Here is a 17,763-nt window from a genome sequence, read left to right on the forward strand (position 1 = left end):
GGCAGCGGGGCCGGCAGCCGGAAAACGGCCGATCGGTCAGGTTGGGTCGTACCAAGGCCCGGTCACCGGTCGAACGGCGGTCGTTTCCTTGCAGGGGTCGGCCGATAGGGGGCAGTCCCGGTCAGTGCCGCCCGGCGCGTCCCCCGGCAGGTTTAGCGTCGCTCCCCAGGTGGCCGACACCCCTTGCCGTCCCGGTCAGGACGGCACCGGTCATCCCCGCCGAAGGCCCGGCGGTGTCCTGCTCCCCCGTGCAGGCGCCGCCGGGCCGTCCCCTGGAAGGAGTGACGGCCCCGCAATGGCCTCACACAGTCCCGCCCGCACTCCCGCCCACCGCAAGAAACGCACCGGCTCAGCCACCGGCCCGGCCGAAAGCGACAGCACCACCGGCAGCACGCGCACCACCAGCAGCACCCGCGCCACCCGCGGCGCCCGCACGACCGTCCGGATCAGCGTCACGCTCGCGCTCGCGTCCGCCGCCTCCGTCTCGCTGTTCGGCGAGACCGGGTACGCCGACCCGCAGCTCACCCCGGCGCAGGTCGGTACGAAGGTGGCAGCGCTCTACCAGCAGGCGGAGCAGGCCACGGAGGACTACGACGGAGCCAAGGTGCAGGCCGACACCGCGAGCGCGGCGGTCGCCGCCCTCCAGGACGAACTCGCCCGCAAGACAGCGACGCTGAACAGCACCAGGGACGCGCTGGGCGGTATCGCCGCCGCGCAGTACCGCTCGGGCGGCATCGACCCGCTGCTGCAACTCGCGCTCAGCTCCGACCCCGACAACTACCTCGCGCGGGCGTCGTACCTCAACCAGGCGGGCACCCAGCAGAGCGCCGCGCTGGCCCAACTGGCCGCGCAGCAGCAGGACATCGCCCGCACCCGGGCCCAGGCCACGGACAAACTCGCCGACCTGCGGGCCGCGCAGGCCAAGGTCGCCGACCACAAGCGCACCCTCCAGGCGAAACTCGCCGCCGCCCAGGCGCTGCTGGCCCAGCTGACCACGGCCCAGCGCGCGGCGGTCGCGGCCTCCGACGGCCCCGGCTCACCGGCGGGCGCGTCCGCCGCCCGGGACACCGTACGGGTCCCGCTCGCCGCGATCGGGGCGCCGTCCCCGCGCGCCGCCCAGGCGGTGGCGTTCGCCTACCGCGCGCTCGGCCTGCCGTACGTGTGGGGCGCGACGGGACCGAACGCGTACGACTGCTCGGGTCTGACGCAGGCGGCCTGGCGGTCCGCCGGGGTGTCACTGCCCCGCACCACCTACACCCAGATCAACGCCGGCACCCGGGTCTCCCGGTCCGAACTCCAGCCCGGCGACCTGGTGTTCTTCTACTCGGGTGTGAGCCATGTCGGCCTCTACATCGGCGGCGGCGACATGATCCACGCGCCGCACCCCGGCTCCCCGGTCCGTATCGCCCCGATCAGCGAGATGCCTTTCGCGGGGGCGGTACGCCCCGGTTGAGCCGGGGTGCGGCGGCGGACCTGTTGAGCCGGAGCCCGGCGGCGGACCCGGCTCAACAGGTCCGCCGCCGCACCCCCGCCTCGGGCGGTGCCGGAGCCCGGCACCACCGCCCGGTACTTGCCGGTCGCCGCGGCCCGCGCCCTGGCGATGAACAGCCCGTACGCCCACAGGCGCGGCCAGGCCCGCGGTGAAGGCCGCCCGCGGCCCCGGGCGCACGGGGAAGTCCCTTGGTCCGGTCGGATGGGGCTTCTACGATGGGTGGGGCGACAGGGGGTGAGACGCCATGGCGGCGCTGACGAGAACGGTGGCCTGGTGCGGGGTGGGCCTGGGGGCGGCGGCATCGGTCGCGCTCGTGGTGCTGGCCTTCACCGCCGGCCTCGACACCGCGGGGCAGTGGTCCGGGATCGCGGGGGCGGTCGTGGCACTGGGTACGTTCTCCGCGTCGATGTACGCGCTCGCCGGCCGAAGGACTGCGCCCCCGGCGTCCCCGCCACCCGTACCGCCCGCCGCCGCGCGGGCCTCCGTCACGGCGTCGGGGCGCGGCGCCATCGCCTCGGGCGGCAGCATCGGCGTGGTCTCGACCGGCGGCGCCCCCGTACCGGCCGCGCCCGGCCCCATGCCGCCCTTCACGGCCGCGCGGGAGACGACGGTCGACGCGTCGGGTGCCGGGTCCGTCGCCTCGGCCGGCCACATCGGCTACGCGGTGACGGGCGAGCCCGGCGCAGATCCGGCCGAGCCGTGAGCCCCGTGCCCCGCAGCCGCCGCAAGCCGCATTCCGAAGCGCCACGGGACCCGCCCTCCCCCGTCGAACCCGCCGCGCCCGGGATCGGCGCCTCCGGGGACGGAGCCGTCGCCGCCGGCGGCGACATTGGCGTCGCCGTCACGGGCGACGGCATCGGCGTACAGCTCAACGCCACCTTCGTGGTGCCCGGCGGCGACGTGCCGGCCGCGGCCGTCCTGCTGCTCATGCCCGACGGGAGCGTCCCGCGGGTCGGGCAGTTGGGCCTGGCCTCGTTACGGGTGCATCCCGCCGCCGTACCCGAGGCGCCCGCCGGCGGCGGGACCGTCGCGACCGGCGCCTTCCCGGTGTACGTACCGCGGGACTGCGACGCCGAGCTGGACCGGGCGGTGGCCGCCGGCGGTCTGGTGATCGTGGAGGGCAGGTCCGCCGCGGGCAAGTCGCGGGCCGCGGCCGAGTCGATGCAACGGGCCGCCGCAGGGCGCCAGTTGCTCGTCCCCGAGGACAACGCCTCGCTCACCGCGCTCGCGCGCCGGCCGCCCGGCGCCCTGCGCGACGCCGTCGTGTGGCTCGACGACCTCGAACGCTTCTGGGCGGAGCGCGGCTTGACCGCCCATCTGTTCAACCGGCTGGCGCCACCCGGCCGTTCCGACGTCGTCGTGCTGGCCACCCTGCGGTCCGAGGAGCGCCGCCAGTTGGGGAGGCTGGGCGCGTTCGGCGACCTGCTGCGGCTGGCCACCGTCGTACGCCCCGCCTTCCACCCGAGTGCCGCGGAAAGGCAGCGGGCCGAGGAGCAGCGCGCCGACCCCCGTATCGCCCAGTGGCTGGACCGGGGCGGGGACTCGGGACTGGCCGAGTATCTGGCGGCGGGCCCGGCCGCCGTCGACCGCTGGCTGGCCGGGCGGGACGGCGAGGACCTGGTCGGGGCGGCGCTGGTGTCCGCCGCGGTCGACTGCCACCGGGCCGGCTACCACCGCCCGGTCCCGCTGGCCCTGCTGCGCGAGCTGTGCGCGCACTACCTGGACCCCCGGGACGTCCACCGCGCCGCGGACCTCGCCGCGAGCACGGCGTGGGCGGCGGAACCGGTCAGCGGCGCCAGTTCCTGCCTGATCCCTTACGAGGACGACACCTTCGGGGCGTTCGACTACCTGGTCGACCACGTCCAGCGGGACGAGGCCGCGCCGCCCGTGCCCGAGGACGTATGGGACCGCCTGCTGGTCCACGCCAGTGGTGACGACCTCACCAGCGTCATCGGGGCTTCCTGGAGCGACGCGGTCACCACCGGCAGGCCCGCGGTCATGGACGCCGGACTCGCCCACCTGGTCAGGGAAGCCGACAGCGAGGCCGACTTCGACAAGATCGCGCAACTGGTCAACGCGATGTTCGTGTTCACCGGCAGCGCGCAGGACGGCCGGGACTGGCCAACCCGTTTCGAGCACTGGCTCCGGCCGCACGTCGAGGCGGGAAACACGCGCGCGATGGCCGCCCTCGGCGTGGCCCTGCTCCTCGGCACCGACCGCCCCGAGGAGGGCGAGGCCTGGCTGCGCCGGGCCGCGGCGGCCGGTGACGACAGCGCGGCGGCCGACCTCGCGCAGGTGCTCCACGAGGCGGGCAGGACGGACGACCTGCGCACCTGGCTGGACGCCGCGATCGCCGCCGACCGCGGACCGGTGATCACCTGCTTCGCAGGCGAGCTGATCCGGCGCGGCCAACCGGCGGAAGCCGAGCGCCTGTTGCTGCGGGCCGCGGCGGCGGGCAGCGCCGCGGCGGTCACCGCCCTGGCGTCGCTCGCCGCGGAGAAGGGCGACACCGGGGTGGCGGCGCGGTGGTACGAACGGGGCGTCGCGCTCGGCGATCCGACGTCCCAGGTCGGACTGGGCGTCCTGCTGTGCCGGCAGGGCCGGGACTGGGAGCGGGCCGAGTCGCTCCTGCGCGCCGCCGACGACGCGGGCGATCCGCTGGGCGCGTACCACCTGGGCGTCCAGCTGCGCCCGCTGGTCGGCCGCTGGCAGGAGGCCCTGGACTGCTTCCGCCGGGCCGCGGCGGGCGGTTGGCGGCCGGCGGAGGCCGAGGCGGCGCTCATGACGCACCTGCGCCATGACGCGGTCGGCCTCGCCGAGTGGTGGGAGCGGGTGCGGGAGACCCGCGACGGCGGCGAGACCGTGCGCGAGTTCGCCGACCGCCTCGTCGACGTGGCCGACCTCCCGGCCGCGGCACGCTGGTACGAACGCGCCGCCGGGCTCGGCCGCGCGGACGCGATGTCCCGCCTCGGCGACGTCCACCGCCTGCGCGGCGATCTTCCGGCCGCGATCACCTGGTACCGCAAGGCCGCGGACGGGCTCGACCCGCGCGGGCAGCTCCACCTCGGCGCCGCCCTCCTTGAGTCCGGCGACCTCGCCGGGGCCGAGACCGCGCTGCTGGCCATCATGAACGTCATCGAGACCACCGACGTCCGCGACGAGGCCAAGAGGCGGGCGATGCTCGCCCTTGCCGACCTCTACCGCCGCCAGGGCCGGGACGCCGAGGCCGAGGAGTGGCTGAGCGAGGCCCGGCGGTGGGGCGGGCGCGCCGCCGCGGATCCCGAAGGTCACTGAGCCGGTCCGCAGGGCCTCTGACGGCGGTCAGCAGTGCGCGACCCGGCCCGAGCGGAGGCGGAGCCTCGTACTATCACCCGAGGTAGTGCTTGCGTCAGGGGGGGTTATTGATGCGGACGTTGTTCGACACCGAGGATCTTCCGCCGGCCGAACGACTGTCGGCCCTGAACAAGCTGCTCATCACCTGTCCGAATCCCATGGCACTGGTCTGCGACACACCCGATGGATTCGGCGGGGCCTTACGGACGATGGACCTGGCCCCGGTCAATCTGGGCGAGTTGACGTTCTCGCCCAGCGATGTGCTGCGCACCCCGAAGCTGATCCGGCAGCTGGACCCGGAGGTGTGCTGCGCGGTGATCCCGCTGCGGGGCAGGCTGCTGGTGAGCCAGGCCGACCGCGAGACGGTGCTCGGCCCGCAGGACATCGCCTTCTGCGACACCTCGCTCCCCTTCGGGCTGGGCCTCGGCGTGGACGGGGAGCCCACCACCATGCTGTGCGCGCACGCGCCCCGCTCGTTACTGGGCCTGTCCGTGGACGCGTCGCAGCGGCTGGTGGCGCGGCCCGTGGACGGCCGGAGCGGATTCGGGGGGCTGCTGGCGCAGTTCCTCATCGCCATGGCGAGCGACTCCAACACCTACAAGCCCGAGGACCTGCCCCGGCTCAGTACGATCGCGTACGACCTGATGGCCGCGCTCGTCGCCCACCACCTGGAGACCGAGGCCGCGCTGCCCGAGGACTCGCGCACCCGCACCCTGCTGCTGCGCATCGAGCGGTTCATCACGGAATACCTGCACGACCCGGACCTGACGCCGGGCTCGATCGCGGTGGCCCACCACATCTCGGTCGGCTACCTGCACCGGCTCTTCTCGTCCCGCGACACCACCGTGGCCGCCTGGATACGCCGCCAACGCCTCGAACACGCCCGCCGCGACCTGACCGACACCGCGCTGGCCGGCGTCCCGATCCACCAGATAGCGGCCCGCTGGGGCTTCAAGGACCACGCCACCTTCACCCGCGCCTTCCGCACGGCTTACGGAGCCGCCCCCAAGGACTGCCGCCACCGCACGGCGAACGGGCTGCCGCACACGTGAGTCCTTGATCAGCCGACTGGATCGGCGGCTGGATCAGCCGCCACCGCGGCATCGAGCATGCCACCCGGCACTGACAAGCCGGGGCGCCGCCCCTGGGAGGTTCCCGCGCGGGCGGTGCCTCCGTGCGCGCCTGGACAATCTTCACAGTTTGCGCCAGCATGACTTCAGAGAGTCACGAGGGAAAGGAGCACCCGATGGGGGAGCACGAGAAGCCGCCCGCGGATCCCGGACAGGGCGAGCCGCCGCCCGGGAACACGGACGGACAGGTGCCGCCACCGCCGCCGTCCGACGGGAAGCACAAGAAGTAGGCGACGTCATGGCCGAGTTCGAAAGAGAGCGGGAGCGGCTTGCCGACACCATGGACAAACGCGGGGCCTGGCCTGCGCGTTCGCCGTGGATTCGGGAGGCCGTCGACACCCTGCCGCGCCACGCGTTCGCGCCGGACCGGCTGTGGCGCTGGGACGGGGGCGCGTACACGCCGGTCGACCGCGCCACGGATGCGGAGCAGTGGGCCGACGAGGTGTACGCGGACCCCGACACGGCGGCCGTCACCCAGGTCGGTGACGGAGTGGCGACGTCCAGCCTGTCGTCACAGGGTGTGGTGGTCGACATGCTCGACTCACTGCTGCTCGAACCCGGCCATGCCGTCCTGGAGTTGGGCGCCGGCACCGGCTGGAACGCGGCACTCCTCGCCCGCCGCGCGGCCCCCGGGCGGGTGGTGAGCGTCGAGGTCGACGCGGAGCTGGCCGACCGGGCGCGGGCGCGGCTCGCGGCGGTCGGCGCCGCCGTGGACGTCGAGGTCGGCGACGGCACGAAGGGCTGGCCCGCGGGCGCCGCCTACGACCGTGTGATGGCGACCTATGCCGTGGAGCGGGTCCCCTGGGCCTGGGTCGAGCAGACCCGGCCCGGCGGCCGGATCGTCACCCCGTGGGGCAGGCTCGGCCATGTCGCGCTCACCGTCGCCGCCGATGGCCGCAGCGCCTCGGGCTGGATGCAGGGGCTCGGGCAGTTCATGCCCGCGCGTGGCGTGCCCGGGTATGCCGAGAGCGGCTATGCGGCGGTCCGCGGCCGGGAACCGGCCACACGGCAGCGGGAGTTCACCCGCGATCTGACCGTGCTGCGGGACGATACGCATCTGCTGTTCGCGCTCCGGGTCGCGCTCCCGGACCTGCGCATCTCCTCGGCGACCGACGCGGACGGCGTCAACGCCTGGCTCCACGACGGCAGATCGTCCTGGGCCGCGTTCTCCGTCCACGACACGGGCCGCACGACGGCGTACGAGGGCGGCCCGCGCAGCCTGACCGACGAGCTGGAACTCGCCTGGGACCAGTGGCTCGCCGCCGACCGCCCCGACGTCTACGACCACGGCATGACGGTGACCGCCACCGAGCAGTTCGTCTGGGTCCACAACCCGGACCGGGTGGTACGAGGTCAGGCCACGGCCAGCAGGTGCGGGGCTTAGACCCCGACGGCGCGGCGCGGCCACCAGTGGAGGACCACGCCGCTGCCGTCGTCCGCTACCGTCGTCCCGGTGCTCAGGCCGACAGCGGCTGCGCTGCGGCGAACTCCACGAAGGTCGCCCACGCGGCGGGCTCGAAAGCGAGCTGCGGCCCGGACTTGTCCTTGGAGTCCCGCACGTGGACCGTGCCGGGGCACGCGGCGACCTCGACGCAGTCGCCGCCCTCGCCGTTGCTGTGACTCGACTTGTGCCACGAGGCGGCGACCTCGATGCACTCGCCACCTTCGGTGTTGCTGTAGCTGGACTTGAACCACGCCAGGCTGGTGCTCATAGTTCCTCCGCCAACTTCCGGATGAATTCCGCGGAGTCCTCGGTGCTGAGGGCCGCTCGGAGGATCATCGCATAGCGCTGGGAGACAGCGGTGACCTTCGCCGCGTCGCCGGAGAGCACGCCGTACGACTGACCCTCTTCGTACGTCAGGTTCTCGTGGTCGGGCATCTGGAGCAAGACGAAGGGGCCGTTCAAAGCCGCCTGCGGACCGCGCTGCCGGAGTACCTGGATGGCGACATTCCGCCGCCTGCCCTGCTCCAGGAGTTCCAGCAGCTGCCGCTTGTGCGTGCCCCGGTCCGCCAGCACGATCCGCAGCGCGGCCTCGTTGACGACGAAGTTCAGCAGCTTGTTCTGGATGTCCAGCAGTTCCTTGCGGTCCATCCGCGCGCTTACCCGCTCCTCGACCGTCTCGTCGTCGAGATGCGGCCACGAGCCGCCGATCAGTGCCCGGGCCGTCTCCTCGGTCTGGAGCAGTCCGGGTACCAACAACGGCTCGTACGAATTGCGCACCACCGCCTCGGCCTCGTACTGCATGAAGTTCTGGGAGTACGAGGGGAATGGCTCGGGCTTGAGGAACGGCACCGCCGCCAGCAGCATGCCTTTGGCGCCGCACATGTCGTCGGCGATCTCAAGGAGCCGCTGGCTGGGCTTGCGGCGGCCCAGCTCCATGGACTTGACAGTCTCGTACTCGTAGTTCGCTTCCTTGGCGAGCGCGTCGCGCGTCACCCCGGCGCGTTCGCGCCACAACTTGCACTGACTGCCGCAGTACCGCCAGCCGATCGGCGGCTGGGAATTGTCCGACGTCATCAGCGTGGACCGCCCTTCGTGGTGGAGCGGGGTACGCAGGATGGCGTACCCCGTCGTAGCTACCGACGATAAGGGCTTACCTACGCATTGTGAGTGCGAACTACGAAACTCCTACGCAAAGGATGACGAGAAGGTGGCGCGCCACCGCGTCAGTGGCCGCCGGTGGGGCGGTCGCAGCCGGTGTGGTCGGGGTAGCCGGCGAAGGCGTCGGCGGCGGTGCTGTCGCGGTCCATCGTGCCCTCCAGGCACAAGGGGGTGGCGTCGATGAGGAAGCTGACCCCGGTGGGGCCGTTCTGGTAGGCGCCCACCTTCTCGGGGGCGTACCCGAGGGCGGTGAGCGCGGTGAGGGTGTTGGCGGGGTCGAAGTCACCGCGCCGGCGCAGCGGTTCGAGCGCGGAGGTGACGCGGTCGACGGCCGCGAGCCCGTCGCAGCGGGTCTGGCCGTGCAGCGGGAGGGGGACCATGAAGCCGTGGTTCTCGGCGTAGTGGTCGGTGGGCGGCACGGTGCTGTCCGCGGTCGTCGGCGGCGGCGCAGGGGTCGTACTCTCCCCCGGGCACGGAAAGTCCACCGGCCTGCTCGGCGTCACCACGGACGCCCCGGGCCCGTCGGCGGCGTCCCCCGCGTGCCGCGTCCCGCACCCCGCGAGGGCCAGCGCGACGACGGCCAGCACCACGACCCGTACCCCATCCGACCTGATCATCCCCATCCCCCCATCCTCCCCGGCCCCCAGGCGCGGCGTCATGAGCCCCCGTACTCACCCCGGGGCCGCCCTGCCATCTGGACCCCCACGGAAGCCGAACACCCGCTCGGCAAGCCAGACCCCCGGGGGAGTTGACGGCGATTGAGTGCAGCAGTCCACCTGCACGAAGGTCGAACTCCTCTTCCCACGAACTCAGATGAGCTGAGGGAGCGGCCGTGATGCTCCGTCAAGATCCGATGTGACGTTGGTCACTCATGCCGAGCCCGCTGGAAAAGTAGCTTATGGGGGGTGCGTGTGGGTTGTGCGCGCTAACCGGAGGTTAGCGCGCACAACCCACACGCACCCCCCATTTCGCTAACGCCCCCGCTGTCCGATTTGTTCAATTCGAGTTCGTCAGCGCCTGTGGGCAAGCTTGTGGTGTGCCGAGGCGATCGCTTCCGGCCGTCACCACCCACAGAAACGCGACGCCGACCAGCCTCCAGAGTTTTCCGGCCCAGGAGCTGATCGGCTGCGCTGAGGAGAACCCGAAGTGAAGCAGGTGCTCATCTTCTTCAAGTATGCCTCCTGCCTGAGTCCCCGGACTCTGGCGCTGGCCGTGACGTCCACCGTCCTGATGGCCGCGATCTCGGCCGTGCTGATCTGGGCACCGCCCGAGCGCGCCAATCTCGTGGTCACGCTGGTCGGCCCCATCCTGGCCGCCGTGGCCGTCGCCACCTTCGATTCGAGGAGGCGTCGCCGCTAGTCGCCGCTGGTAGGAGCACGGAATCACAGCGCTCCCGCGCCTCTGGTGCGGGAGCGCTGGCGGCTCTCACCATCTGGGTCCTGTCGAACCTGGAGGCGTCTGGCGCCAAGAGGAGACGGCTTCGGTCACCCGGCGCGTTCAGGCTTCCTTGTCAGTGGACCTGGTCGCTCGTCGGCCCGATGTCTTTGACGCTGGTCGGAGTTCCCTCAGGGGCGAACGACCGGTGGAAGGTGAAGGCGTGCGGCGTGGAGCCGTGGTCGTGGAGGTGGTCCAGCCTGGAAACCCCGTCCTGCCAGATGGGTATCGCGCTGTCGGAGACCCACCAGAACACGTGACTGGGGTGTCCTGTTCTCTCGAACCAGTCGTGACGCCTGTTCAGCGCCTTACGGTGCAGACCGGTGTAGACGGCGTCGAAGGCGGCGCGCAGGTCGGTCCAGAGCGAGAGGGTCGCGGCCAGGGCGATGGTCTCCACCGTACGGCCCTTGTCGTACCAGGTCGGTACGGCGAACTCCCCCCACGCGCCCCAGTCCAGGTCGAAGAGTGTGCCCCGGCCGCCGTCCGCCGGTTCAGCACGGCCGAGGTACCCGGGGTGCCCGCCGATCTTCTGGTAGACGGGCCCGCCGCTGTCCTGGAATTCGCGCGTGAGGGGTGCGGGATCGGCGAGAGGTGATTTCAGGACGCCGAATGTGTACAGCGCGAGTCGGGGCATGCGTCTCTCCCTGGTGGGCGGCTGAGCACGAAAGAACTCCCGTGCGACCGTGGGCGATCGCCGAGGACCAGGTGAAGGTAGCTGCCCCTGCGGGCCATGTCGAAGTTGCGTTTTCCCTGCCTAAATGGCCTCGTGCACCGGTCATCGCGGGGCCTGGGACGGTGACGGACGGGTCGGCTGCGGGACATCGCCCCGAGGAGCCGGCGGCCGGCTCGGACCGCGTCATCGCCGCCGGACTCCGGGGCGACGCCGAGAGCCTGCGCCCACCGCGCTCCGCCGACAGCGCGGCACCGCGGAGACCGTCCCCGGGCAGCGCGGCTACACCAGGCGGCGGGCCGTCGCCCAGCGGGTGAGTTCGTGGCGGTTGGAGAGCTGGAGCTTGCGCAGCACCGCCGAGACGTGGGACTCGACGGTCTTCACCGAGATGAAGAGCTGCTTGGCGATCTCCTTGTACGCGTAGCCGCGGGCGATCAGCCGCAGGACCTCGCGTTCGCGCTGGGTGAGGCGGTCCAGGTCCTCGTCCACCGGCGGGGCGTCGGTGGAGGCGAAGGCGTCGAGGACGAAGCCGGCCAGGCGGGGGGAGAAGACGGCGTCGCCGTCGCGCACCCGGAAGATGGAGTTGATCAGGTCCGGGCCCGTGATGGTCTTGGTCACATAGCCGCGGGCGCCGCCGCGGATGACGCCGATGACGTCGTCGGCCGCGTCGGAGACGGACAGCGCGAGGAAGCGCACCGGCTGGTCGGGGTCGGCGGCCAGGGTCGCGCAGCGGCGCAGGACCTCGACACCGCCGCCGCCGGGCAGGTGGACGTCGAGCAGGACGACCTCGGGGCGGGTCGCGGTGACGACGCTGACCGCCTGGTCGACGTCGGCCGCCTCGCCGACCACCTCGACGCCGGTCTCCGCGGTGGTGCCGATCTCGGCCTGCACTCCGGTGCGGAACATCCGGTGGTCGTCCACCAGCACCACCCGTACCCGCCGCCCGCTCTCGGGGGACTGCGCCGGGTCCGTGAACCTCGGCGAATCCGGCGAAGCCGAACCTGTGTCCGTCATGTCGTGGCCCTCTCCATCTCAAGTTCGACTTCCGTGCCGCCGCCGGGCGCGGGGCGCAGCCTGGCCTCGCCGCCGTTGCGCCGCATCCGGCCGATGATCGATTCTCTGACGCCCATCCGGTCGTCCGGCACCGCGTCGAGGTCGAAGCCGGGGCCGTGGTCGCGTACCGACACGAAGATCCTGCCGTCCTCGACCTCGGCGTAGACCTGGACGGCCCCGCCGCCACCGTACTTGGCGCCGTTCACCATGGCCTCCCGCGCGGCCTGCATCGTCGCCACGAGGCGGTCGTCGAGCGGGCAGTCGCCGACGCAGACCACCTCGACCGGCACCCCGTGCGCGTCCTCGACCTCGGCGGCGGCGGCGCGTACGGCGGCGGCCAGCGTCGTCGGCTCGTCGTCGCGGCCGGTGCCCTCGGGGCGGTAGAGCCAGGCGCGCAACTCGCGTTCCTGGGCGCGGGCCAGCCGGGAGACCTCGCGCGGGTCGTCCGCGTTGCGCTGGATCAGGGTCAGGGTGTGCAGCACCGAGTCGTGCACGTGCGCGGCGACCTCGGCCCGCTCCTGCGCGCGGATCCGCATCAGCCGCTCCGCCGACAGGTCCTGCGTCATCCGCACCAGGTAGGGGCCGGCGATCAGCGCGACCCCGACCAGGACGGCGAGCGCGGCCTGGAGGATGCCGCCGAGGTGGCTGCCGGTGCCGCGCACCACGATGAAGCCGGTGACACCCGCGATGACCAGCGCGACCCCGCCGGCCGCCCGTACCAGCGGCCAGAAGCGCTTGCCGTGGCTCATCTCGACCCAGCGGGCCTTGCGGGCGTTGTCGGCCTGCCGCCACACCAGGGACACGCCGAGCGCGATGACCAGCAGCGGCCAGACCGCGCGGTTGGCGGCGCCGAGGTTGAGGTTGTCGATCAGGATGCCGGTGCCGATCGCGAGCGCGATCAGCGCCATGACCTGGCCCTTGTCGGGCCGCCGCCCGGCCAGCCAGGAGCGGGCGTCGCGCGGCTCCTTCGCCTCGGCGACACCGCCGATGCCCAGCGGCACGAAGAACCAGAAGACGGCGTAGAGCAGCAGGCCGATGCCGTTGAAGGCGGCCAGCACCAGGAAGAGCGCCCGCACCCACAGCACGGGCAGTCCGAGGTGCCCGGCCAGCCCGCGGGCTGCGCCGCCGACCATCCGGCCCTCGGAGCTGCGGTAGAGCTTGCGCACACCGGCCTGCGCGGGGTCGGGCGGCTTGAGGAAGGACGCACCGGTGGTCACCCCGGTGGACGCGCCTGTGGAGGCACCCGGGGGCGCACCGGGCGGGGCGCTGCTCGCTGACATACCCCGATCGTCACACGTACGGCCCCAGGCAGGCATCAGGGTCGGCCCCCCAAGGGTTGCCCCGGGTGACGGCCCAGGGTCGGATCAGGGTCCGACCAGGGTCGGGGCGGGTGCCGGGCGCCGCCGGGAGCGGCCACCATGGTGGGTATGACGGAAGACCCGCACGACGAGCCGCCGCCGACCGGTGCGACCCGCGCCCCCTCCCCCGGCGAGGAGGGCCGGGGCGACGTGGCCAGGCCGCGTATCACCCGGGGCCGGGAGCACAAGGTGCTGGCCGGCGTCTGCGACGGCGCCGGCCGCTACTTCGGCGTCGACCCGGTGATCTTCCGTATCGTGCTGGCGGTGCTGTCGCTGACCGGCGGCATCGGTCTGATCATCTACGGCATGGGCTGGCTGGTCATCCCGCAGGAGGGCGAGGACCAGAGCGAGGCGCACCGGCTGATGTCGGGGCGGATCGAGGGCGCGCCGCTGACCGCGGTGCTGATGGCGCTGGTCGGCTGCGGCCTGTACGCCTCGATGCTCGGCAACGGCGCCAACCAGGCCTTCTCGCTGATCCTGCTGTTCGCCACGGCCGGCGCCGTCTACTGGTCGCAGCAGCGCAGGCGGGCGCCGGGCGAGGCCGCCGCGTCCGCCACGGCCGCGGCGGTCGCGGACGCGCCGCCCGCGGTCCAGGCGCCGCCCGAGCCGGGCGGCTCGCCGTCCTGGTGGCGGGACCCGCTGTCGAAGGAGCCGGCGTATCTGTGGGGTCCGGACGACGGCCCGTACGGCGAGCCCGAACGGCAGGCGTGGCGGGCGCGCAAGAAGGCGGTCAAGGCGGGGCAGGAGCGGTCGTGGCCCTTCTCGCTCGCTGTCCTCCTGCTCGCGCTGACCGGGCTCGGGGTCGGCACCGGGGTGTCCTGGCCGCACCAACCGGCGGGCGCCAGCCTGGAGATCGGGCTCGCCGCGGTGCTCGGCGTGCTCGGCACCGCCTTCGTGATCGCGTCCTTCGCCGGGCGCGCCAAGGGCGGCACGGTCTTCTTCTCGGTACTGACGCTGGCCGCCCTGGTCGGCACCACCGCCCTGCCCAGGACCGGCCACGGCTTCGGCAGCACCACCTGGCGGCCGGTGAGCGCGCCGGGCGTGCAGCAGCTGTACGAACGCGGCGCGGGCCGCGGCCTGCTCGACCTGAGCGGGCTGACGCTGGACGGCGGCACCGTGCGCACCCACCTCAAGGTGGGCGCGGGCCAGGCGGAGGTGCTGCTGCCCCCGGGCGCCACGGTGGTGCTCGACTACGACCTCGGCGTCGGCGAGACCGTGCTGCCGGGAAAGGTGAACGACGGCGTGGACGTCAAGACCGGCCAGCACCGCACGGTGACCCTGCCCCCGGCCCCCGGCACTTCGCCGGCGGGCACCATCGACCTGCGGGTCGAAGTCGGCGTCGGCCAGCTGAAGGTGGTCCGATGAGGCGGCACCGCTTCGAACCCGCGGCCCTGGTGATGGGCCTGGTGCTGATCACCCTGACCGTCTTCTTCCTGCTGGACGCCGGCGGTGTGTGGGACCTGCGCCCGTCCCGCTCGGTGCCGCTGGCCGGCGGCGGCCTGGTGCTGGCCGCCGCGGCGGGCATCGTCACGCAGGCGGTACGGAGCGCACGGGCCCGCCGTGCGCGGCGGCGCCCGTAGCCGCGGCGGTCCGTGCGGCGGGCACGTCCGCGGCGGGCTCCCGGCGCCGCCCGAGCCACCGGTCCAGCGACAGCGAGGGCGCCCCGGCCAGCACCAGGGGCAGCCACGCCATCAGATACGCCAGGTCGTTGCCGTAGTAGTACGGCGTCGTGGACCAGCTCACCGTCAGCCACAGGCTCAGCGAGATCGCCGCGCCGCCGGCCGCCGCCACCCGCCCCAGCAGCCCGAACAGCGTCCCGAGCCCGGCGGCCAGCTCGCCCAGCGCGATCGCGTACCCGAACGGGTGCGGTGCCTTGAGCGCCAGGTCGATCATCGCCGGGATCGCGGCCGTGTCGTGCGACCCGTGCAGGATCTGCACCAGCGACCCGTTGGCGCCGTCGGTGAAGAAGGTGTCGCTGGTCAGCTTGTCCAGCCCGGCGTAGGTGAAGGTCACGCCGAGAAAGATCCGCAACGGCAGCAGCGCATGGCGCCGAGCGGTCTCCCGCCAGATGTCGATCGTGTCGCGCATCGTCTCCCGCCTCTCCCGCCGCGCGCGTCGAGGGGTGGAAGCGGTCTTCCGGTGCGCGGGCGTCAGCGAGTCATACGTACACCAGCACGCTGTGACTCAACGGGACGCGGACCGATACCGCTCACTCCCACTCGATGGTGCCCGGGGGCTTGCTCGTGATGTCCAGGGTGACCCGGTTGACGTCCTTGACCTCGTTGGTGATCCGGGTGGAGATCCGGGCCAGCGTGTCGTAGGGCAGCCGGGACCAGTCGGCGGTCATCGCGTCCTCGGAGGAGACCGGGCGCAGCACGATGGGGTGGCCGTAGGTGCGGCCGTCGCCCTGGACGCCGACCGAGCGGACGTCGGCGAGCAGGACCACCGGGCACTGCCAGATCTCGCGGTCGAGGCCGGCCGCGGTCAGCTCCTCGCGGGCGATGGCGTCGGCCTCGCGGAGCAGGTCGAGGCGCTCGCGGGTGACCGCGCCGACGATGCGGATGCCCAGGCCGGGGCCGGGGAAGGGCTGGCGCTGGACGATCTCCTCGGGCAGGCCCAGCTCCTGGCCGACCATCCGGACCTCGTCCTTGAAGAGCTTGCGCAGCGGCTCGACCAGCTGGAATTCCAGGTCCTCGGGGAGGCCGCCGACATTGTGGTGCGACTTGATGTTGGCGGTGCCGGTGCCGCCGCCGGACTCGACCACGTCGGGGTAGAGGGTGCCCTGCACCAGGAACTCCACCGGCTGGTCGCCGGGGGCCTCGGCGACGATCTCCGCCTGCGCCTGCTCGAAGACCCGGATGAACTCCCGGCCGATGATCTTGCGCTTCTGCTCCGGGTCCGACACCCCGTCCAGCGCGGCCAGGAAGCGCTCGGAGGCGTCCACGACCTTGAGCTGCACGCCGGTCGCGGCCACGAAGTCCTTCTCGACCTGCTCGGTCTCACCCTTGCGCATCAGCCCGTGGTCGACGTAGACGCAGGTCAGCTGGCTGCCGATGGCCCTTTGGACCAGAGCGGCGGCGACCGCGGAGTCCACGCCGCCGGACAGGCCGCAGATCGCCCGGCTGCTGCCGACCTGGGCGCGGATCAGGGCGACCTGCTCGTCCACCACGTTGGTGGTGGTCCAGGTCGGGGCCAGGCCCGCGCCGCGGTAGAGGAAGTGCTCAAGGATCTGCTGGCCGTGCGTGGTGTGCAGCACCTCGGGGTGGTACTGCACGCCGTAGAGCCGCCGCTCGTCGTTCTCGAACGCGGCGACCGGTACGACACCGGTGGACGCGGTCACGGCGAAGCCCTCGGGCGCCGCCGAGCACGCGTCGCCGTGCGACATCCACACCGACTGGTCGGCGGGGGTGCCCTCGAAGAGCGTCGAGCCCGGCTTGGACACGGTGAGGTCGGTGCGGCCGTACTCGCGCGCCCCGGTGTTGTCGACGGTGCCGCCGAGCGTGGTGGCCATCAGCTGGAAGCCGTAGCACATGCCGAAGACCGGCACCCCGGCCTCGAACAGCGCCCGGTCCAGGGTCGGCGCGCCCGGCTCGTAGACCGACGAGGGCCCGCCGGACAGGATGATCGCCTTCGGGCCTTTCGCCAGCATCTCGGCGACCGGCATGGTCGAGGGCACGATCTCGCTGTACACCCGGGCCTCACGCACCCTGCGGGCGATGAGCTGGGCATACTGCGCCCCGAAGTCGACCACGAGAACGGTGTCCGTACCGTCCTCGGGCGACTCGGTGCTGCGGTCGGGGGCGGCGGGGGTCGCTGATGCCACGGGCTGCCTTCCGGCGGTTGCTGCGATGGGGTCGAGTTCTGATTCTACCGTCGCTACACTCGCCCCCATGACCCCGCACACCTTCGCCTTTACCTATGGCACCCGGCCCGGCCGGCTGCCATGGTCGCGTCGCGTGTGCCACTGACACAGCGACTTCCAGGCGCCCCGGGCCAACGGCCCGGGGCGTCTGTCGTTTCTCCCCCGGCCGTACGGCCCCTCCGGCGCCCCGGACGTCCTGCGGACCCGAGGAGCAGAACGTGACCACACCCGTACCCGTACCGGCGCCCGCGCCCGTACCCGTGCCCGTACCCGAGCAGGCGGATGCCTCCGCGCCGACCGGGCACGGTCCCGGCGCCGACCCGGGTCCCGATGAGGTGATCGCGGCGAACCGGGCCCTTATCGACGGGCTCGACGGCCGGATCATCGCGCTGGTCCAGGAGCGGATGGCGGTGTCGCGGGCGGTGCAGCAGGCCAGGATCGGGTCCGGCGGGCGCCGGGTGCACCTGGCGCGGGAGCTGGAGATCCTGCGCACCTACGGCGACGCGCTCGGCCGGCCCGGCACGTCGGTGGCGATGACGCTGCTCGAACTGTGCCGGGGCAGCGTATGACGCGGGTGTACGACCCTTTCGAGGGGGATCACCCGAACGGCACGTGACCGCCCAGCGGCCCTTTCGTTGGAGGTGGTGTCCGCGCCAGCCAGGAGCGGTCGACCCACACCACGCGTGGAAAAGGACACCGCCCAGACGCAGCTGGGCGGGGTGTGACCGGTGCGATGAGGCGGGCCGCAGCAATGCGCCCGCCGTGGGACCTCGCAGCGGTACCAGTGACCGGACGGCAGGGGACAGCAGCCCGGTCACGACTCTAATGA

17 protein-coding genes are annotated in these 17,763 nt (G+C 72.8%); 9 read left to right on the forward strand and 8 right to left on the reverse strand.

Going from position 1 to position 17,763, the window contains the following annotated elements; genetic code table 11:
- The first annotated feature begins 295 nt into the window (after window positions 1-295).
- The 5 genes from OHA86_RS13955 (at window position 296) to OHA86_RS13975 (ending at window position 7,339) form a co-directional block, all read left to right on the forward strand.
- On the forward strand, window positions 296-1,453 hold the full coding sequence (locus tag OHA86_RS13955; protein WP_329175449.1) for a C40 family peptidase: 1,158 nt from the start codon (window positions 296-298) through the stop codon (window positions 1,451-1,453).
- Between the two features lie 283 nt (window positions 1,454-1,736).
- Entirely contained in the window at window positions 1,737-2,195 is a 459-nt protein-coding gene (locus tag OHA86_RS13960) for a hypothetical protein (protein WP_329175451.1), read from the forward strand.
- On the forward strand, window positions 2,192-4,786 hold the full coding sequence (locus OHA86_RS13965; protein WP_329175453.1) for an SEL1-like repeat protein: 2,595 nt from the start codon (window positions 2,192-2,194) through the stop codon (window positions 4,784-4,786). The genes OHA86_RS13960 and OHA86_RS13965 overlap by 4 nt, the downstream gene beginning before the upstream one ends.
- Window positions 4,787-4,896: 110 nt before the next feature.
- Window positions 4,897-5,877 carry a helix-turn-helix domain-containing protein gene (locus OHA86_RS13970; RefSeq protein ID WP_329175455.1) on the forward strand — a complete coding sequence of 327 codons (981 nt, stop codon included), beginning with the start codon at window positions 4,897-4,899 and terminating at the stop codon, window positions 5,875-5,877.
- A gap of 316 nt (window positions 5,878-6,193) precedes the next feature.
- Window positions 6,194-7,339, forward strand: a complete 1,146-nt coding sequence (locus OHA86_RS13975; RefSeq protein ID WP_329175458.1) for a methyltransferase domain-containing protein — start codon at window positions 6,194-6,196, stop codon at window positions 7,337-7,339.
- Window positions 7,340-7,412: 73 nt separating this feature from the next.
- On the opposite strand, the gene OHA86_RS13980 is transcribed toward OHA86_RS13975, so the two are convergent.
- The 3 genes from OHA86_RS13980 to OHA86_RS13990 form a co-directional block, all read right to left on the reverse strand.
- On the reverse strand, window positions 7,413-7,667 hold the full coding sequence (locus OHA86_RS13980) for a DUF397 domain-containing protein (RefSeq protein WP_329175460.1): 255 nt from the start codon (window positions 7,665-7,667) through the stop codon (window positions 7,413-7,415).
- Complete coding sequence (locus OHA86_RS13985) at window positions 7,664-8,473, reverse strand: helix-turn-helix transcriptional regulator (RefSeq protein ID WP_329175462.1); 810 nt, start codon at window positions 8,471-8,473, stop codon at window positions 7,664-7,666. The genes OHA86_RS13980 and OHA86_RS13985 overlap by 4 nt, the downstream gene beginning before the upstream one ends.
- A gap of 149 nt (window positions 8,474-8,622) precedes the next feature.
- Window positions 8,623-9,174 (reverse strand): hypothetical protein, encoded by a 552-nt coding sequence (locus tag OHA86_RS13990; protein ID WP_329175464.1) that lies wholly within the window; start codon window positions 9,172-9,174, stop codon window positions 8,623-8,625.
- Between the two features lie 529 nt (window positions 9,175-9,703).
- Here OHA86_RS13990 and OHA86_RS13995 point away from each other — a divergent pair.
- Window positions 9,704-9,916, forward strand: a complete 213-nt coding sequence (locus OHA86_RS13995; protein ID WP_329175466.1) for a hypothetical protein — start codon at window positions 9,704-9,706, stop codon at window positions 9,914-9,916.
- A gap of 151 nt (window positions 9,917-10,067) precedes the next feature.
- On the opposite strand, the gene OHA86_RS14000 is transcribed toward OHA86_RS13995, so the two are convergent.
- The 3 genes from OHA86_RS14000 to OHA86_RS14010 all read right to left on the reverse strand — a co-directional run bounded on the left by OHA86_RS14000 (window position 10,068) and on the right by OHA86_RS14010 (window position 12,994).
- Complete coding sequence (locus OHA86_RS14000) at window positions 10,068-10,625, reverse strand: DUF3291 domain-containing protein (RefSeq protein WP_329175468.1); 558 nt, start codon at window positions 10,623-10,625, stop codon at window positions 10,068-10,070.
- Between the two features lie 318 nt (window positions 10,626-10,943).
- Window positions 10,944-11,675 carry a response regulator transcription factor gene (locus tag OHA86_RS14005; RefSeq protein WP_329175470.1) on the reverse strand — a complete coding sequence of 244 codons (732 nt, stop codon included), beginning with the start codon at window positions 11,673-11,675 and terminating at the stop codon, window positions 10,944-10,946.
- A complete protein-coding gene (locus OHA86_RS14010; RefSeq protein ID WP_329175472.1) occupies window positions 11,672-12,994 on the reverse strand; it encodes a PspC domain-containing protein in 1,323 nt (440 codons plus the stop codon). Before OHA86_RS14010 ends, OHA86_RS14005 begins: the two co-directional genes overlap by 4 nt.
- 147 nt (window positions 12,995-13,141) lie before the next feature.
- Here OHA86_RS14010 and OHA86_RS14015 point away from each other — a divergent pair, with 147 nt between their 5' ends.
- Entirely contained in the window at window positions 13,142-14,437 is a 1,296-nt protein-coding gene (locus OHA86_RS14015; protein WP_329175474.1) for a PspC domain-containing protein, read from the forward strand.
- Window positions 14,434-14,652: a hypothetical protein gene (locus OHA86_RS14020; RefSeq protein WP_329175476.1), complete on the forward strand. Its 219-nt coding sequence runs from the start codon at window positions 14,434-14,436 to the stop codon at window positions 14,650-14,652. Before OHA86_RS14015 ends, OHA86_RS14020 begins: the two co-directional genes overlap by 4 nt.
- Here OHA86_RS14020 and OHA86_RS14025 read toward each other — a convergent pair.
- Window positions 14,600-15,160, reverse strand: coding sequence for a DoxX family membrane protein (locus OHA86_RS14025; RefSeq protein ID WP_329175478.1), 561 nt, complete (start codon window positions 15,158-15,160; stop codon window positions 14,600-14,602). The genes OHA86_RS14020 and OHA86_RS14025 overlap by 53 nt on opposite strands.
- A 121-nt stretch (window positions 15,161-15,281) precedes the next feature.
- On the reverse strand, window positions 15,282-16,895 hold the full coding sequence (guaA, locus tag OHA86_RS14030) for a glutamine-hydrolyzing GMP synthase (protein WP_329175479.1): 1,614 nt from the start codon (window positions 16,893-16,895) through the stop codon (window positions 15,282-15,284).
- A 257-nt stretch (window positions 16,896-17,152) separates the two neighbouring features.
- On the opposite strand from guaA, the gene OHA86_RS14035 reads away from it, so the two are divergent.
- Entirely contained in the window at window positions 17,153-17,503 is a 351-nt protein-coding gene (locus OHA86_RS14035) for a chorismate mutase (protein ID WP_329175481.1), read from the forward strand.
- The last annotated feature ends 260 nt before the right edge of the window (window positions 17,504-17,763 follow it).

It is taken from the genome of Streptomyces sp. NBC_01477, from assembly GCF_036227245.1.
Taxonomy (GTDB): domain Bacteria; phylum Actinomycetota; class Actinomycetes; order Streptomycetales; family Streptomycetaceae; genus Actinacidiphila.

Excerpts from the sequence above, each read along its gene's own strand:
- OHA86_RS13955 (WP_329175449.1), top strand. The coding sequence starts at position 296 with ATGGCCTCACACAGTCCCGCCCGCACTCCCGCCCACCGCAAGAAACGC.
- OHA86_RS13960 (WP_329175451.1), top strand. The coding sequence starts at position 1,737 with ATGGCGGCGCTGACGAGAACGGTGGCCTGGTGCGGGGTGGGCCTGGGG.
- OHA86_RS13970 (WP_329175455.1), top strand. The coding sequence starts at position 4,897 with ATGCGGACGTTGTTCGACACCGAGGATCTTCCGCCGGCCGAACGACTG.
- OHA86_RS13975 (WP_329175458.1), top strand. The coding sequence starts at position 6,194 with ATGGCCGAGTTCGAAAGAGAGCGGGAGCGGCTTGCCGACACCATGGAC.
- OHA86_RS13980 (WP_329175460.1), bottom strand. The coding sequence starts at position 7,667 with ATGAGCACCAGCCTGGCGTGGTTCAAGTCCAGCTACAGCAACACCGAA.
- OHA86_RS13985 (WP_329175462.1), bottom strand. The coding sequence starts at position 8,473 with ATGACGTCGGACAATTCCCAGCCGCCGATCGGCTGGCGGTACTGCGGC.
- OHA86_RS13990 (WP_329175464.1), bottom strand. The coding sequence starts at position 9,174 with ATGATCAGGTCGGATGGGGTACGGGTCGTGGTGCTGGCCGTCGTCGCG.
- OHA86_RS14000 (WP_329175468.1), bottom strand. The coding sequence starts at position 10,625 with ATGCCCCGACTCGCGCTGTACACATTCGGCGTCCTGAAATCACCTCTC.
- OHA86_RS14005 (WP_329175470.1), bottom strand. The coding sequence starts at position 11,675 with ATGACGGACACAGGTTCGGCTTCGCCGGATTCGCCGAGGTTCACGGAC.
- OHA86_RS14010 (WP_329175472.1), bottom strand. The coding sequence starts at position 12,994 with ATGTCAGCGAGCAGCGCCCCGCCCGGTGCGCCCCCGGGTGCCTCCACA.
- OHA86_RS14015 (WP_329175474.1), top strand. The coding sequence starts at position 13,142 with ATGACGGAAGACCCGCACGACGAGCCGCCGCCGACCGGTGCGACCCGC.
- OHA86_RS14020 (WP_329175476.1), top strand. The coding sequence starts at position 14,434 with ATGAGGCGGCACCGCTTCGAACCCGCGGCCCTGGTGATGGGCCTGGTG.
- OHA86_RS14025 (WP_329175478.1), bottom strand. The coding sequence starts at position 15,160 with ATGCGCGACACGATCGACATCTGGCGGGAGACCGCTCGGCGCCATGCG.